Origin of the sequence: Clostridium sp. UBA1652, from assembly GCF_002320975.1 — a bacterium.
Classification (GTDB): Bacteria; Bacillota; Clostridia; order Clostridiales; family Clostridiaceae; genus Clostridium_T; species Clostridium_T intestinale.
In genome coordinates, this window is record NZ_DCLI01000075.1 from 77,001 (window position 1) to 93,423 (window position 16,423).

14 protein-coding genes are annotated in these 16,423 nt (G+C 31.1%); 13 read left to right on the forward strand and 1 reads right to left on the reverse strand.

Annotated features, from left to right (window positions below):
* Positions 1-117 precede the first annotated feature (117 nt).
* From pfkA to B3N22_RS15040, 3 genes are all read left to right on the forward strand, one after another.
* Complete coding sequence (gene pfkA, locus B3N22_RS15030; protein ID WP_073019212.1) at positions 118-1,077, forward strand: 6-phosphofructokinase; 960 nt, start codon at positions 118-120, stop codon at positions 1,075-1,077.
* 92 nt (positions 1,078-1,169) lie between these two features.
* Positions 1,170-2,588, forward strand: coding sequence for a pyruvate kinase (gene pyk / locus B3N22_RS15035; protein WP_073019214.1), 1,419 nt, complete (start codon positions 1,170-1,172; stop codon positions 2,586-2,588).
* A gap of 153 nt (positions 2,589-2,741) precedes the next feature.
* On the forward strand, positions 2,742-3,845 hold the full coding sequence (locus B3N22_RS15040) for an MGDG synthase family glycosyltransferase (RefSeq protein ID WP_286908416.1): 1,104 nt from the start codon (positions 2,742-2,744) through the stop codon (positions 3,843-3,845).
* A gap of 59 nt (positions 3,846-3,904) precedes the next feature.
* On the opposite strand, the gene B3N22_RS15045 is transcribed toward B3N22_RS15040, so the two are convergent.
* Positions 3,905-4,849 carry a substrate-binding domain-containing protein gene (locus tag B3N22_RS15045; protein ID WP_238902205.1) on the reverse strand — a complete coding sequence of 315 codons (945 nt, stop codon included), beginning with the start codon at positions 4,847-4,849 and terminating at the stop codon, positions 3,905-3,907.
* Between the two features lie 512 nt (positions 4,850-5,361).
* Here B3N22_RS15045 and nifH point away from each other — a divergent pair.
* The 10 genes from nifH (at position 5,362) to B3N22_RS15095 (ending at position 16,172) form a co-directional block, all read left to right on the forward strand.
* The gene (gene nifH / locus B3N22_RS15050) at positions 5,362-6,183 is read left to right on the forward strand and encodes a nitrogenase iron protein (protein WP_021803510.1); all 822 of its coding nucleotides are present in this window, start codon (positions 5,362-5,364) and stop codon (positions 6,181-6,183) included.
* A gap of 43 nt (positions 6,184-6,226) precedes the next feature.
* The gene (locus tag B3N22_RS15055) at positions 6,227-6,556 is read left to right on the forward strand and encodes a P-II family nitrogen regulator (RefSeq protein ID WP_021803509.1); all 330 of its coding nucleotides are present in this window, start codon (positions 6,227-6,229) and stop codon (positions 6,554-6,556) included.
* Positions 6,557-6,573: 17 nt separating this feature from the next.
* Positions 6,574-6,957 carry a P-II family nitrogen regulator gene (locus B3N22_RS15060; RefSeq protein ID WP_021803508.1) on the forward strand — a complete coding sequence of 128 codons (384 nt, stop codon included), beginning with the start codon at positions 6,574-6,576 and terminating at the stop codon, positions 6,955-6,957.
* A gap of 23 nt (positions 6,958-6,980) precedes the next feature.
* Positions 6,981-8,564 carry a nitrogenase molybdenum-iron protein alpha chain gene (gene nifD / locus B3N22_RS15065; RefSeq protein ID WP_238902203.1) on the forward strand — a complete coding sequence of 528 codons (1,584 nt, stop codon included), beginning with the start codon at positions 6,981-6,983 and terminating at the stop codon, positions 8,562-8,564.
* The gene (gene nifK, locus B3N22_RS15070; protein ID WP_286908421.1) at positions 8,564-9,928 is read left to right on the forward strand and encodes a nitrogenase molybdenum-iron protein subunit beta; all 1,365 of its coding nucleotides are present in this window, start codon (positions 8,564-8,566) and stop codon (positions 9,926-9,928) included. Before nifD ends, nifK begins: the two co-directional genes overlap by 1 nt.
* A gap of 81 nt (positions 9,929-10,009) precedes the next feature.
* On the forward strand, positions 10,010-11,359 hold the full coding sequence (nifE, locus tag B3N22_RS15075; RefSeq protein WP_286908423.1) for a nitrogenase iron-molybdenum cofactor biosynthesis protein NifE: 1,350 nt from the start codon (positions 10,010-10,012) through the stop codon (positions 11,357-11,359).
* A gap of 4 nt (positions 11,360-11,363) precedes the next feature.
* Positions 11,364-14,042, forward strand: coding sequence for a nitrogenase cofactor biosynthesis protein NifB (gene nifB / locus B3N22_RS15080; RefSeq protein WP_286908425.1), 2,679 nt, complete (start codon positions 11,364-11,366; stop codon positions 14,040-14,042).
* Positions 14,039-14,347, forward strand: a complete 309-nt coding sequence (locus tag B3N22_RS15085) for a 2Fe-2S ferredoxin (RefSeq protein WP_021803504.1) — start codon at positions 14,039-14,041, stop codon at positions 14,345-14,347. Before nifB ends, B3N22_RS15085 begins: the two co-directional genes overlap by 4 nt.
* 34 nt (positions 14,348-14,381) lie before the next feature.
* Positions 14,382-15,389: a homocitrate synthase/isopropylmalate synthase family protein gene (locus tag B3N22_RS15090; protein ID WP_286908427.1), complete on the forward strand. Its 1,008-nt coding sequence runs from the start codon at positions 14,382-14,384 to the stop codon at positions 15,387-15,389.
* A gap of 15 nt (positions 15,390-15,404) precedes the next feature.
* Positions 15,405-16,172 carry a beta/alpha barrel domain-containing protein gene (locus B3N22_RS15095; protein WP_073019228.1) on the forward strand — a complete coding sequence of 256 codons (768 nt, stop codon included), beginning with the start codon at positions 15,405-15,407 and terminating at the stop codon, positions 16,170-16,172.
* Positions 16,173-16,423 lie beyond the last annotated feature (251 nt).

Below are 16,423 nucleotides of genomic sequence, written 5' to 3' on the forward strand. Positions count from 1 at the left end.
ATAATAAGTAGTATTAAGTATGAAAATAGGATTAATACGTTTTTTTTAAAAGTGGTGGGTAAATTTTAGCATATGTGGGACTAGCTGTGTCCCTATAGTGTAGAGGAGGCATAATTAATGAAAAAAATAGCTATTTTAACAAGTGGTGGAGATGCACCAGGAATGAATGCTGCAATAAGAGCAGTTGTAAGAACCGCATTACATAATGGATTGGAAGTAATGGGTGTTGAAAGAGGATATGCTGGTTTAATTAGTGGAGAACTTCATCCAATGGACAGACGTTCAGTATCAGATATTATACAAAGAGGTGGAACAGTTTTAAGGACTGCAAGATGTAATGAATTTAAAACAGAAGAAGGCAGAGAAAAGGGCGCAAAAATACTTAAAGCTTATGGAGTAGACGCATTAGTTGTAATAGGTGGAGATGGATCTTTCACAGGAGCTAAACTTCTTTCTAAACTTGGAGTTAAAACTGTTGGACTTCCAGGAACTATAGATAATGACTTAGCTTATACTGACTACACAATAGGATTTGACACAGCTTTAAATACAGTGCTTGACGCTATAAATAAATTAAGAGACACTTCAACTTCTCATGAAAGAGTTTCTGTAGTAGAAATAATGGGAAGAAACTGTGGAGATTTAGCTTTATATGCAGGTCTTGCAGGTGGTGCAGAATCAATAGTAGTGCCAGAAAAAGGTTTTGACAAAGATGAATTATGCAAAACTATATTAGAAGGAAAAGTTAAAGGAAAAATGCACAATTTAATTTTAGTTGCTGAAGGAGTAGGTGGAGCGGAAGAATTAGCTTCATACATCGAAGAAGTAACTGGAATTGAAACAAGAGCTACTATTCTTGGACATATTCAAAGAGGTGGAAGTCCATCAGCTTCCGATAGAGTGCTTGCATCAAAATTAGGTCATAGAGCAGTGGAAGTTTTATTAGAAGGAAAAACTGCTAGAGTAATAGGAATAAGAAATAATCAAGTAATTGATGTGGATATAGATGAAGCTTTAGCAATAGAAAGAAAATTTGATGAAAAATTATACGATATAGCTACTGAAATATCATCATAAAATTAATTTAAAAGCAATAGCTTTTTAAATATATTTATTTTTAATTTATTTTATTTACGCATTTTGGAATTAAAAAATAAGGAGTGTTATCTATGAGAAAAACAAAAATAATATGTACAATTGGACCGGCTAGTGATAGCGATGAAATTTTATCAAAAATTATAGAAGCAGGAATGAATGCATCTAGACACAACTTTTCACATGGTGATCATGCAGAGCATGCAACAAGAATAAACAAAGTAAAAGAATTAGCTAAAAAATATAATAGAGAAATAGCAGTTCTTTTAGATACAAAAGGACCAGAAATAAGAACCGGAAAATTTGAACCAAGTAAGGTTGAATTAACTGTTGGAACAGATTTCACAATATATCCAGGTGGAGATGTTGTTGGAGATACTACAAAATGTTCTGTAACTTATACAGGTTTAGCTAAAGATGTTAAAGCTGGCGATACTATATTAATAGATGATGGTTTAGTTGGATTAGAAGTTAAATCAGTTGAAGAAGGTAAAGTAAACTGTGTTGTTAAAAATACAGGAATGGTTGGAACTCATAAAGGTGTTAATGTACCAGGAGTAGCAATTAAATTACCAGCTATGACTGAAAAAGATGAATCCGATCTTAAATTTGGTTGTGAAATAGGTGTTAACATGGTAGCTGCTTCATTTATAAGAAAAGCAGAAGATGTTATAGCTATTAGAAAAATATTAGAAGAAAATGGCGGAAGTCATATAGATATATATTCTAAGATAGAAAACCAAGAAGGTGTTGACAATATAGATGAAATCATAGCTGTTTCTGATGGAATAATGGTAGCTAGAGGAGATCTAGGAGTAGAAATTCCAATAGAAAAAGTTCCAGCTGTGCAAAAAATGATTATAGATAAATGTAATGCTGCTTGTAAACCAGTTATTACTGCTACTCAAATGTTAGATTCTATGATAAGAAACCCAAGACCAACTAGAGCAGAGGTTTCAGACGTAGCTAATGCTATATTAGATGGTACAGATGCTATAATGCTTTCAGGTGAATCTGCAAATGGAAGCTGGCCAGTAGAATCAGTTGAAACTATGGCTAAAATAGCTAAAGAAACTGAAAATCAATTAAGTTATGAATTAGCAGTATCTAGCGCTAAAAGACATATACCAGCAATTGGTGGAGTTATTTCAAGAGCTGCATGTAATGCTGCATATGAATTAAAAGCGAGTTCAATAATATCATCAACTCAATCAGGGGCAACTGCAAAGAGAATATCTCAATGTAGACCAGATTGTGCAATTATTGCAGTAACTCCAGACGAGAAAGTTGCAAAGAAATTAGCTTTAAGTTGGGGAGTATATCCAATAGTAGCTGAAAGAGTTAATTCAACAGATGAAATGATGGAAAAAACTGTTGATATAGCTAAAACAACTAAATATGTTAAGTCAGGTGATACAGTAGTAATAGTTGCTGGAGTTCCAGTTGAAAAAGTTGGAGCTACTAACATGATGAAAATAAGCATAGTAGAATAATACATAAAACTGTCTAAGATGATAAGTATCTTTAGACAGTTTTATTTTTTTATGAATAAGTTAAGAATTTGTTTAGATTTACTTAAGGTGCTTTTAATCTTATGGGTTTATAATAAAATTAATATAAGAAATAACTTAGGGGGTATTTTTATTATGAATCTTGTAAAAAAGGTATTGATAGTAACTGCATCAACAGGACAAGGTCATAATTCAGTAGCAGATTCATTAAAAAAAGAGCTTGAAAAACAAAGCTACGAAGTTAAATGTATAGAACCTATAAAAGAGACTGGAGAAGTTTTAGATAAATTGGTATCAGGAGGATACGAAATTCTTGCAACTAAAGTACCTAGTTTATTTGGAATGTTATATAAAGCAAGCAATCACAAATTAACCAGTAATAGTATAGGTGGAATATTAGGGAAATCTATAAAGGATAGTACTTATGAAATTATAAAAGAATATAAACCTAATATAATAATATCTACTCATCCATTATTGGTTAAAGTTATAGCAAATCTAAAAAAAGAAAATAAAATTAATATTCCATTTATATCTATAGTTACCGATTATAAAGCTCATAGTACTTATGTGGACAAAAGTGTGGATGCCTATATAGTAGGAAGTGAATACACGAAAGAAAGTCTTATAGAAAAGGGAATAGATAAAGGAAGAATATATAGCTATGGAATTCCTGTAAAGAGAGATTTTATGAATTTCACTAATAGTATAAGTAGAGAAGAAGAATTTACTATATTACTAATGGGTGGGAGTATGGGACTAAAATCTATGAAAAAAGCTTTATTTGAGCTAATGAATTTAGATATTCCTTTAAAAATAATAACTGTATGTGGAAATAATGAAATTTTAAAAAGAGAACTTGAAGAGAACTATAAAACAGTACCAATAAGTAAAGAGTTAATAATTTTAGGGTTTACAACAAATGTATCTCAGTTAATGGATAGAGCAAGTTTGATTATAACAAAACCAGGTGGTTTAACCGTAACTGAGGCATTAGTTAAGAGGCTTCCAATTATAATACCTTATTACATACCAGGACAAGAAGAAGAGAATGTTAGATTTTTAGTTAATGAAAAGGCTGCTATATATGCAGAAGGAGATAATTTAAATAATATAATTAAAAGATTATTTAATGATCCTAAAGAACTAAAAAACATGGTAAATAATATAGATAAAATAGTTAAGGAGATTTCACTAGATAATACACTTAATTTAGTTACATCAATAATTGCAAGCTAGTTTCTTAAAAAAGGACTTTGCATTAGCATTTAAGAATTGCTGATGCGAAGTCCACTTTTTTAATTTATTATTTTACCAGTTTCAGTTATATCATATCCACCAAGACCTTGAAGCTCTAATTTAAACTCATCAGAATTTAAAATCTCCATTAAGATATCAAAATAAGGCATAGTAGAATTTTGTTTTTTTATAACTATTTCATAGCGTTCTTTTTTCATTGGTATAAATTCTATACCTTGAACTTGCAGGCTTGTTTTTTCAGTGCCTATTCCTAAGTCTGCATCACCACGAGAAATAGCGCTTGCAACGGCTAGATGAGATGTACATTCTTTAGCATATCCATTTATTTTTTCAGGATCAATATTATGTAAGCGTAGATGCTCATCTAATAATATCCTTGCACCGCTGCCTTTTTCTCTATTAACTATGGAGATGTTCTTTTTATCTAAATCTAACCAGGATTTAATATTTTTAGGATTTCCTTTATTAACATAGAATCCTATATTTCTGCAAGCTAAATGTACAGTTATGGTTGGTATTCCAGGAACTAATCTTTTTATATAAGGAATATTATAGCTATCAGTATCTCCATCCCAAAGATGAGTTGTTGCTATATGAACCTTATCTTGGTATAAGGAATACAAAGCATTGTATGATCCCATATAAGATCTAAGTATTTGAATGCCCTTGGGATGGTATTCAATATGTCTACACAAAATATCTAAAGCTACATCTTGACCACATAAAATAACTCCTGTATTTGGAATAGGAGAATTTACTTTAGCATTTTCAATATTTACACTACTTATTTCACTAAATATTGATTTTTTATTGTCTCTGGAATTGTTTTTATATTCTTCCACATCTATAAAATCTACTCTAAATTTTCTTCCAACTCGATAAGCTTTAAGTTCACCTCTTTTTATTAGTTCATACACAGTATTTTTTGCTATCTTTAAAATATCTGCTACCTCTTGAGGTGTTAAGGATTTATCTTGAGTCATAATTAAATCTCCTTTCGAATAAGGAATATAAGTAAATTATAGCATAGAAGAAATATTAATCAATTTTACGAATGAAATATAAAAAAAATTAAAAAAAGTTTTATAATATCAAAAACATTTACATTGGCAGTATCATTATAATTCGTGAAATGATAATAGGTTTCAATTAGAATAATAGTAAAAAACTTCATTTTTCCTATTGTAAAGCAAAAAAATATATGATAATATTAAGAACATAAATTACAAGTAAACAAACTAATAAAAAATTATGTGTATAGTTGATAAAATTTCATTTAAATATGATATTTTTATGAAATTTAAATTATGTTTTATATTGGACAAAGAAGTCTGTTAACTAAGCGGGCAAAGAAGTCTAGAAATTTAGGTTATTTATGAATTATCTAAATTATGGACTTCTTTTTTTATTATCTAAAATTAAGTATAAATCTTATCTAAAACTCAGTTTTAGATAAGTTTATAATAAATATTCAGTTTGAAGGAGGAGTATAAAAATGAGACAAGTAGCTATTTATGGAAAAGGTGGAATAGGTAAATCTACAACAACACAAAACTTAACATCAGGGCTTGCTACAATGGACAAGAAGATAATGGTAGTAGGATGTGATCCTAAGGCTGACTCAACAAGATTATTACTAGGAGGATTAGCACAAAAAAGTGTTCTTGATACATTAAGAGAAGAAGGAGATGACGTAGATTTAGATTCAATCTTAAAGCCAGGATTTAGAGGTATAAAATGTGTTGAATCAGGCGGTCCAGAACCAGGAGTTGGATGTGCAGGAAGAGGTATAATAACTTCAATTAATATGCTAGAGCAATTAGGTGCTTACGAATCAGATTTAGATTATGTTTTCTATGATGTATTAGGTGACGTTGTATGTGGTGGATTTGCAATGCCAATACGTGAAGGAAAAGCACAAGAAATATATATAGTAGCATCAGGAGAAATGATGGCATTATATGCAGCTAACAATATAGCAAAAGGTATCCAAAAATATGCAAACACTGGTGGAGTTAGATTAGGTGGAATCATCTGTAACTCAAGAAAAGTTGCAAATGAATATGAATTATTAGATAACTTTGCTAAAGAATTAGGAAGTCAATTAATTCACTTTGTACCTAGAAGTCCAATGGTAACAAAAGCTGAAATAAACAAACAAACAGTAATAGAATTTGATTCAACTTGTGAACAAGCAGATGAATATAGAACATTAGCAAGTAAAGTTGATAATAACGATATGTTTGTAATTCCAAAACCAATGAGCCAAGATAGATTAGAAGAAATATTAATGCAATATGGATTAATGGATCTATAAGAAAATAATAAAGAACATATGTGAATAAGAGGAGAGAATTGTTATGTTAATGGTTCGTGCTATTATAAGACCTGAAAAAGTAGGAACAGTACTATCAGAACTTTTATCAGCTGGATTTCCAGAAGTGACTAAAATGGATGTATTTGGACGTGGAAAGCAAAAAGGAATTAAAGTTGGAGATATATATTATGATGAATTACCAAAAGAAATGATCCTAGTAGTAGTAAAAAATGAAGAAGATAAAGATGATGTTATAAGAATAATAATGAGAACTGCAAGAACAGGAATAAAAGGAGCTTTTGGTGATGGAAAAATATTTGTGTCTCCAGTAGAAACGGCGTATACCATAAGTAGTGGAAAAGAAGTCTTATAAAAGTTGAGGTGCTATAAATGAAAGAAATAATAGGAATTATTCGTTCGAATAAAGTAAATATAACAAAAGAATCTCTCGCAGAGGCTGGATTCCCCTCATTTACTTGTAGAAAAGTTTTAGGGAGAGGGAAAAAATCATTAAATATGGCTTTAATTGAAGATTTAGTTCTTGATGAAAACATACCTGCCTCACCTGTAGCTGAAAATATATCAGAGCTTGGAAGACTTATACCTAAAAGATTATTCACATTAGTAGTTAAAGATGAAGATGTAAAAAAAATTATAGATATAATTATAAAGGTTAACTCCACAGGAAATCCGGGAGATGGAAAAATATTTGTTTTACCAGTTAATGAAGTATATAGAGTAAGAGACAATAAGTCTGGAGAAATAGTTATATAAAAGTAAATTTGGAGGTGAATTTAATGAGTACTATAGATAAAGTTTTGGATGGTTATAGTGCCAAAGTATTTAAAAATAGAAAAGCTCATATAGGAGAAATATCTGAAGAAGCACCAGAGTTAACTTCGAATGTAAGAACAATACCAGGAATAATGACAAACAGAGGATGTTGTTATGCAGGTTGTAAAGGGGTTGTACTTGGACCTTTAAAAGATGTTGCAGTAATTACACATGGTCCAATAGGTTGTGGTTTCTATACATGGGGAACAAGAAGGCATAAAGGAAAAAGTGATGAAAACACACAAAACTTTTTAGAATATTGTTTCTCTACAGATATGCAAGAAGGCGATATAGTATTTGGAGGAGAAAAGAAACTTAAACAAGCTATCAAAGAAGTAGTTGAGTTATTTAGCCCAAAATCAATAATGATTTGTTCTACTTGTCCAGTTGGATTAATTGGAGATGATATTCATGCAGTAGCAAAAGAGGCTGAAGCATTATATGGAATTAAAGTTCTAGCATTTTCTTGTGAAGGATATAAAGGGGTATCTCAATCAGCAGGTCACCACATAGCTAACAATGGTCTTATGAAAAATGTTATAGGAACAGGAAGTTATGTACCTAAAAAATTCTCCATAAACTTATTAGGTGAATATAATATCGGTGGAGATGGTTGGGAAATCAGCAGAGTATTAAAGAAAATCGGTTATGATATTGTATCAGTAATGACTGGTGATGGAAGTTACGAAGAACTTAAAAGTGCACACACAGCAGATTTAAATATAATCCAATGTCATAGATCAATAAATTATATTGGTGAAATGATGAAAACTAAATATGGTACTGACTGGCTAAAAGTTAATTTTGTAGGTGTTGATGGTACTATAGAATCATTAAGATCAATTGCTAAGTATTTTGGAGATGAAGATCTTATAGAAAGAACAGAAGAAATAATTGCAGAAGAACTTCAAGATATCGAAGAATACATGGAATTATACAAAAATAAATTAACTGGAAAAACAGCAGCATTATTTGTTGGAGGATCTAGATCTCACCATTATCAAAACCTATTAGAAAGTTTAGGTATGAAGACTTTATTAGCAGGTTATGAATTTGCTCATAGAGATGACTACGAAGGAAGCGAAGTAGTACCATTTATGAAAGTTGATGCAGATTCTAAAAATATAGAAGAATTAAAATTAGAAAAAGATCCAGAAAAATTCAGATTAGTTATTCCAGAAGAAAGATATGCTCAATTAAAAGATGAAATAGCATTAAACTACTACGGTGGTATGGAAAAAAGCATGGATAAGGGAGCAATAGTTGTTGATGATTTAAATCATTATGAAACAGAAGAGTTCTTAAAGTTATTAAAGCCAGACATATTCTTCTCAGGAATAAAGGATAAATTTGTAGCTCAAAAAGGCGGAATTTTATCAAGACAATTACACTCATATGACTATAGTGGACCATATGCAGGATTTAAAGGAGCTGTAAACTTTGCAAGGGACGTTACTATGGGAATATATACTCCAGCTTGGAACTATACAGTAGCTCCTTGGAAAAAGGAACCTATATTAGAAGGAACATTAGGAGGTGTGGTATAATGTTAGATTTAACACCAAAAGAAGTAAAAGAGAGAAAAGCCCTAAAAATAAATCCAGCTAAAACTTGTCAGCCAGTTGGCGCAATGTACGCAGCATTAGGTGTTCATAAATGCATGCCACACAGCCATGGATCTCAAGGATGTTGTTCATTCCATAGAATGTACTTAACAAGACATTTTAAGGAACCAGCTATAGCTTCAACATCATCATTTACTGAAGGATCATCAGTATTTGGTGGAGGAAGCAATCTTAGAACTGCTGCTAAAAATTTATTTGAAATATATGATCCAGAAATAATTGCAGTTCATACTACTTGTCTATCAGAGACAATAGGTGATGACTTAAACTCAATTATAACTTCAATTAATATTCCAGAAGGAAAATACATGGTTCATACCAATACACCAAGTTATGTAGGATCACATGTAACAGGATTTTCTAATATGGTTTCAGGATTTATCAAATATCTTGCAACCTCAACTGGAACTTCCAATGGAAAATTAAATGTAATTCCTGGTTTCACAAATCCAGGAGATATGAGAGAAATGAAACGTCTTATGAAAGACTTTGGAATAGACTTCACAATGCTTCCAGATACAAGTGGAGTTTTAGATGCTCCTATGACTGGAACATATGAAATGTATCCTAAAGGCGGTACTAAGATAGAAGATATAAAGGCAATGGGAGACAGTGAATTAACACTTGCTCTAGGAAGTTTTGCTTCTGAGTTAGGAGCTACAGATTTAGAGAAGAAATGTAATGTACCATATAAAACATTACTTTTACCAATAGGAATTGGAGCTACAGATGATTTTATAATGGAATTATCTAAGTTCTCTAAAGGAGAAGTTTCAGAAGAATTAGAAGACGAAAGAGGACAACTAGTTGATACAGTAGTTGATTCACATCAATATGTATATGGTAAAAAAGTTGCTATATATGGAGATCCTGATACTGTACTTGGACTAACTAAATTTGTATTAGAATTAGGAATGATTCCTAAATATGTTATAACAGGTACTCCAGGAATAGCTTTTGAAAAGGCTGCTAAAGCTCTATTTGAAGAGTTTGGAGTAGAAGGATGTGTAGCAAAAGCTACTAGCGATCTTTTTGAATTACATCAATGGATTAAAAATGAAGGTGTAGATTTATTAATAGGTGGAACTCATGGAAAATACATAGCAAGAGCTGAGGATATTCCATTCGTAAGAGCAGGGTTCCCAATTATTGATAGATATGTTCATTCATATATGCCAATAGTAGGATATAGAGGAGCTATGAGAGTTCTAGAATTAATTCTTACTGCATTAATGGATAGAATAGATAGAGATTGTGAAGATGAAGATTTTGAAATGGTAATGTAATTTATTTTTTAAAAAGGATTTTCAAGGGAGGAAATCTTCCCTTGGAAGTCCTTTTTTACTTTATAAGGAAGGTGATTTATTATGGAAGCAAAACCAGTAGCAGAAATTTTAGATGAAAGAAAAGATTTTATTTTTTGTAAAGAAGGCGATCATGGTAACTCTATGAAGTGTGATAGTGAAAGTGTGTCTGGATCTGTTAGCCAAAGATCATGTGTATATTGTGGTGCTAGAGTTGTACTTAATCCCATAACGGATGCTTTCCATATAGTTCACGGACCTATAGGATGTGCTAGTTATACATGGGATATAAGAGGAAGTTTATCTAGTGGAGAAGAACTATATCGTAATAGTTTTTCAACAGATTTAAAAGAAAAGGATGTAATCTTTGGAGGAGAGAAAAAATTAGCTGGTGCAATAGAAGGAATCATGAAAAATCATTCACCTAAAACAATATTTGTTTATGCAACTTGTATAGTTGGAGTTATAGGAGATGATGTTGAAGCAGTATGTAAACAAGCTGAACAGAAATATGGAATTCCAGTTATACCAGTAATGTCTCCAGGATTTGCAGGACATAAATCCATGGGATATAAGACAGCATGCAATGCTCTTATGAATTTAATAGGAAGAACTAAGTCCCCTAAGATTAAAGGAGTAAATATATTAGGAGACTTTAATTTATCAGGTGAAATGTGGATAATTAAAAACTATCTTAATAATTTGGGGATAAATGTTGTTTCACAAATAACAGGTGATGCAAAGTGTGAGGAGCTTCAAAAAGCAGATGGCGCTAGTTTAAATATAGTTCAATGTGCAGGTTCCATGACATATCTTGCAAAAAGAATGGAAAAAGAAATGGGAGTACCATTTATAAAGGTAAGTTTCATGGGAATAGAAGATACAATGACTTCTCTTATAAATGTAGCTAATGCTTTGGGAGATAAAGAAATAATAAAAAGAACGCTAGCATTTGTAGAAAAAGAGAGAGCTAATTTAGGAAATGTACTAGAGAAGTATAGAAAAAACCTTGAGGGGAAAAAAGCAGCAATATACGTTGGTGGGGGATTTAAAGCAATATCATTAATAAAGCAGTTTGAAGAATTGGGTATGGAAACTGTAGTGGTTGGAACGCAAACTGGGAAAAAAGATGATTATGAAGTTATAGGTAACTTGGTAAAACCAGGAACAGTTATATTAGATGATGCAAACCCTTATGAACTTGAAAAGTTTATGAATGAAAAGGGAGCAGATGTTTTAGTTGGTGGTGTTAAAGAAAGACCTCTAGCATATAAGCTTGGTATAGCTTTTTGTGATCATAATCATGAGAGAAAACATCCTTTAGCAGGATTTGAAGGAGCTGTTAATTTTGCTAAAGAAATAAACTTAACAATAAATAGTCCAGTTTGGAAATATACAAAAGTAGGGGTGTGATAGTATGGGAGAACAATACGTAAACTTGACAGTTAATCCTTGTAATATGTGTATGCCTATGGGAGTAGTAAGTGCTTTTTATGGAATAAAAGGAGCAATGACAATCCTACATGGGTCCCAAGGATGCAGTACATATATTAGAAGGCACATGGCAACACATTATAATGAACCTATAGATATAGCTTCATCTTCATTAACAGAGCAAGGAACAGTTTATGGTGGAGAAAAAAACTTAATGAAAGGGCTAGAGAACCTAATTAAGTTATATAATCCTGAGGTAATAGCAGTAGCCACAACTTGTTTAGCTGAAACTATAGGTGAAGATGTTTCCCGTCTATCAAAAATATTTCATGAAAAACACCCAGATGAAAAAGTGAAATTAATACCAGTTCCATCTCCAGGTTATGGTGGAAGCCAATACGAGGGATATCTAAAAGCATTAAGATGTATAGTGGAAAATACAGAAATGGAAGAAGAGAAAAATAACAAAATAAATGTAGTTACAGGATATATAAGTCCAGCAGATGTAAGGGAATTAAAAGAGATTTTAGATAGCTTTGATATTGACTATATATTACTTCCAGATATATCTGAGAATCTAGATTCGCCAAGAACTGAGAAATACAACAGGTTATCAGTAGCAGGAACAGATATAAAAGATATATCAAAAATGGGGGGAGCTAGAGCCACAATTGAAATAAGCAGCTTTGTTAAAGATGATTATTCAGCTGGAAAATATCTTGAAGATAAATTTGGCATAAAAAACTATAGATGCAATGTGCCTAGAGGGTTAAGGGATACAGATGAGTTTTTAAAACTATTAAGTGAAATAACTGATAAACCAGTACCAGATAGATATAAAGCTCAAAGAGGAAGATATATTGACGCTATGATAGATTCTCATAAATATAATGCCGAGGCTAGGGTAGTTATATATGGAGAACCGGATTTTGTTTATTCTACAGCAAGGTTGTGTGTTGAAAATGGTGCTATGCCAGTATTACTAGCTACAGGAACCTCTTGTAAAGAAATGAAGATATTAATAGAAGATGAATTAAATGAAGTGGCTGAGAGATTGTTTATAGATGAATATAAAATACTAGATAATACGGATTTTAAAGATATAGAAAAATATGCACTTGATCTTGGAGCAAATCTTATGATTGGAAGTTCCGATGGAAGAAGAATAGAAGAGAAGCAAGGGATTCCTTTAATAAGAGCTTCTTTCCCTATACATGATAGGATAGGTGGTCAAAGAATATTGAGTATAGGATATGTTGGTTCTTTAAACCTGATTGATGAAGTAACAAATAAAATATTAGAAGTTAAAGAAGGAAAATATAGAAAAAGTATTTATACTCAATTCTATAAAGAGGAGGGAAAGAAAGTGGAAGAAGTATCAAATGTAACAATAGAACCTAAATCAATTGATGAAAAAACTAAAACTCACCCTTGTTTTAGCTGTGGATCGGCTCATAAATATGCAAGGATACATCTGCCTATAGCACCTAAATGTAACATTAGTTGCAACTATTGTTTAAGAAAATATGATTGTCCAAACGAAAGCCGCCCAGGAGTAACAACAGAAGTATTATCAGCACAACAAGCGTTTGAAAAATATAAATTTGTAAAAGAAAAAATGCCTAATTTAACGGTTGTAGGAATAGCAGGGCCAGGAGACTCCTTAGCAAACTTTGAAGAAACTAAAAAAACTCTTAAGTTAATAAAAGAATTTGATAAAGATGTTACATTCTGCTTATCAACTAATGGTTTGATGTTACCATTTTATGCAAATGATCTAGTTGAACTAGGAGTTAGTCATGTTACTATAACTATGAATGCTGTAGATCCTAAAATAGGAGCAAAGGTATATAAATTTGTTGACTATTTTGGAACTAAGTATATTGGGGAAGAAGGCGCATCCATTCTTCTAAATAATCAGTTGCAAGGGCTTAGATTCTTAACAAGCAAAGGGATAGTCTGCAAGATTAATATCGTAATGCTTAAGGGGATCAATGATGAACATATAGAGGAAGTTGTAAAAACAGTAAAAGAATATGGAGCAACTATTACAAATATAATGCAGCTTATACCAGTTAAGGGAAGCGTATTTCAAGATATGCCTTTAGTTAGTAACAAAGAGCTAATGGATTTAAGAAAGACATGTGGGGAGCATATAGAGCAAATGTATCATTGCAAACAATGTAGAGCAGATGCTATAGGAACATTGGAAAATGATGAATCCATTAAATTTAGGAATTTTTCATCAAAAGATGGAGTAAAAGAGGAAGAATCAGCATTAAGATTTGCAGTAGCATCAAAAAGTGGAATGTTAGTAGATAAGCATTTTGGACATGTTACCGAATTTTATATATATGACTACAAAGAAGGGATTGTTTCTTTAGTTGAAAGAAGATCAGTAGAAAAATACTGCCAAGGATCAGAAGAGTGCGACGAGAGAGATGATAAAATATCAAAAATACTTAGATCAATTGAGGATTGTTCAGGAGTTTTAACATTGAGAATTGGTGATGCACCAGCCAATAGGTTAAAGGATAAGGGAATAAAGGTTTTTGTTACCTATGAAAGAATAGAAAAGGCCATAAAGGTTGCGGCTGAAGAAATTATAAAAAATAAAGAGGATAATAAACTAGTTTATATTAAGGAGGAAGAAATAATATGATAAGCCCAAAACATCATATATTTGTGTGTGCAAGTTGTAGAATCAATGGAACTCAAAAGGGGTTTTGCCATTCAAAGGATTCTGTAAATATACTTCAAAGATTTATAGAAGAAGTTGACGATAGAGATTTATCAGGTGAGGTTATGATAACTAACACAGGTTGTTTCTCAATCTGTGATAAGGGTCCTATAGTTGTGGTATATCCAGAAGGAACTTGGTATGGATCTGTAACACCTGACGATGTAGAAGAAATTATGGATAGTCACATAGAAGGTGGAGAAAAAGTAGAAAGATTACTTATATAGTATAAATATTAAGTGCAACTAAGGGGGAATATGCATGGAAAATAAAAAAATAACGATTATAGATAAAACTTTTGTTGCACTTTATGAGATTTATGGCGACAAGCTTAAAAAATTTAAAAATGAGCTTAGAGAATTATGCAATTATCTTAAATTAATAGGAGGGGACTATATTGAGGTTACCCCAAGGATTTTAGATATTTTACTACCCTTGCCCCAAGGGGTAGAATATATATTAAATGTTGAAAATAGATTAGAAGTGAACCAGTATGACAATGTAAATTTTATAATTTTTAACCTCAATAATATCCCCTCATATATCTTAGAAAAAGTTAACTTTATGATAGAAATAAATATAAATACGGTTAAAGATATAGAAATTTTCTCTAATTTTAAATTAGGGTTAAATGCTAATAATTTTATACGAATAACTGGATTGGATGATTTAATATTATATGACTATAAAAAAGTATTTTATAATTTAAAAGAAATATGGGGAGAGAATATAAATTTAAATCCAAAAAACAATTATGGATGTTCTACTGCAATAGCTATAGAATGGATAAAAATGATGGGGAAAAGTGTGACAACAAGTTTTGGAGGTATAGGTGGATATTGTGCATTAGAGGAACTTCTAGCTTCTAAAAACTTCATACTAAATCAACAAAATGATGAAGATTTATCAGTACTTCCTAAAATGGCAAGCTTAATTGAAAAAATAACAGGGAATGCGACACCAAGTAATAAACCTATCATAGGTAAAAATATATTTGAATTTGAATCTGGAATACATGCAGATGGAATATTTAAAAATCCAGAAATATACGAACCTTTTGACCCAACCAAAGTTGGAATAAAAAGAAGGTTAGTAATAGGAAAACATTCAGGAAAAATGGCAATAAAAAAGAAGTTGAGAGAATTGGGACTTCCGATTGAAGAAGATAGATTAGGAACAATGTTAGATAAGATTAGAGAATTAAGCACAAGAAGAGGAAGAGGCTTAAATGATAAAGAGGTATCAGATATATATAATAGTATAAAATGATTTAGGAGGTATTTCATGAATAATAATATATTTATAGTAGATACAACCTTAAGAGACGGAGAGCAAAGTCCTGATATAGCATTTTCATTAAAGAAGAAAATAGCTATAGCAAAGATCATGGATAATAATAAAATATATCAAATAGAGGCAGGAATACCTGCTATGGGTGAAATAGAAAAAAGATGCATATATAAAATCATGGAGCAGAAGAAAAATTCATTGATATCTGTATGGAATAGGTTGAATAAACAAGATTTGATAGATTCTATAGATTGTAATCCAGATATTATTCATATAAGTATACCAGTATCAGATATACAGATTTACTCTAAACTTAAAAAAGATAGAAAATGGGTTGTAAATAAGATGAGAGAATGTGTTAATTTCGTTAAAGACAAGGATTATGAAGTAACAGTAGGATTTGAAGATGCATCAAGAGCAGATATAAATTTTATAATACACATGGCTAAAATATTAAAAGACTTAGGAGTAAATAGAATAAGATATGCAGACACTGTAGGAATACTTATACCATCTACTACAAGAACAGCCATTACTAATATATTAGAAAATGTACCTATAGATATAGAAATGCATGCACATAATGATTTTGGAATGGCACTTGCAAACTCAATTGAAGCAGCTAAAAGCGGAGCAAGATTTGTAGATTGCACTATGAATGGAATAGGGGAAAGAGCTGGTAACTGCAATTTACAAGAATTTATTAGAGTTTCATCTAGGCTTTTTAACATTAATGATGGAGCTTTGAAAAACTCAATATAAAAATAAAATTAGTATTTTAAGTATATATAGTGTGCTTTATAAAAAAACTAACTATTGTTCAATTTAATTGTAATATAGTTAGTTTTTTTATGGACTTATTTAATTATGTCACTTATTACAAAAGGATTTTTAGTTTTGTCACTAATACATTATGACTAGGATAGATTAAGTTTAGGTTGAATAAATAAGCTGTAAAAACTAAAATATATAGTATAAAAGGCTGAATTTACGAAGAAAACTAGATTCGTCGT

Excerpts from the sequence above, each read along its gene's own strand:
- pfkA (WP_073019212.1), top strand. The coding sequence starts at position 118 with ATGAAAAAAATAGCTATTTTAACAAGTGGTGGAGATGCACCAGGAATG.
- pyk (WP_073019214.1), top strand. The coding sequence starts at position 1,170 with ATGAGAAAAACAAAAATAATATGTACAATTGGACCGGCTAGTGATAGC.
- B3N22_RS15040 (WP_286908416.1), top strand. The coding sequence starts at position 2,742 with ATGAATCTTGTAAAAAAGGTATTGATAGTAACTGCATCAACAGGACAA.
- B3N22_RS15045 (WP_238902205.1), bottom strand. The coding sequence starts at position 4,849 with ATGACTCAAGATAAATCCTTAACACCTCAAGAGGTAGCAGATATTTTA.
- nifH (WP_021803510.1), top strand. The coding sequence starts at position 5,362 with ATGAGACAAGTAGCTATTTATGGAAAAGGTGGAATAGGTAAATCTACA.
- B3N22_RS15055 (WP_021803509.1), top strand. The coding sequence starts at position 6,227 with ATGTTAATGGTTCGTGCTATTATAAGACCTGAAAAAGTAGGAACAGTA.
- B3N22_RS15060 (WP_021803508.1), top strand. The coding sequence starts at position 6,574 with ATGAAAGAAATAATAGGAATTATTCGTTCGAATAAAGTAAATATAACA.
- nifD (WP_238902203.1), top strand. The coding sequence starts at position 6,981 with ATGAGTACTATAGATAAAGTTTTGGATGGTTATAGTGCCAAAGTATTT.
- nifK (WP_286908421.1), top strand. The coding sequence starts at position 8,564 with ATGTTAGATTTAACACCAAAAGAAGTAAAAGAGAGAAAAGCCCTAAAA.
- nifE (WP_286908423.1), top strand. The coding sequence starts at position 10,010 with ATGGAAGCAAAACCAGTAGCAGAAATTTTAGATGAAAGAAAAGATTTT.
- nifB (WP_286908425.1), top strand. The coding sequence starts at position 11,364 with ATGGGAGAACAATACGTAAACTTGACAGTTAATCCTTGTAATATGTGT.
- B3N22_RS15085 (WP_021803504.1), top strand. The coding sequence starts at position 14,039 with ATGATAAGCCCAAAACATCATATATTTGTGTGTGCAAGTTGTAGAATC.
- B3N22_RS15090 (WP_286908427.1), top strand. The coding sequence starts at position 14,382 with ATGGAAAATAAAAAAATAACGATTATAGATAAAACTTTTGTTGCACTT.
- B3N22_RS15095 (WP_073019228.1), top strand. The coding sequence starts at position 15,405 with ATGAATAATAATATATTTATAGTAGATACAACCTTAAGAGACGGAGAG.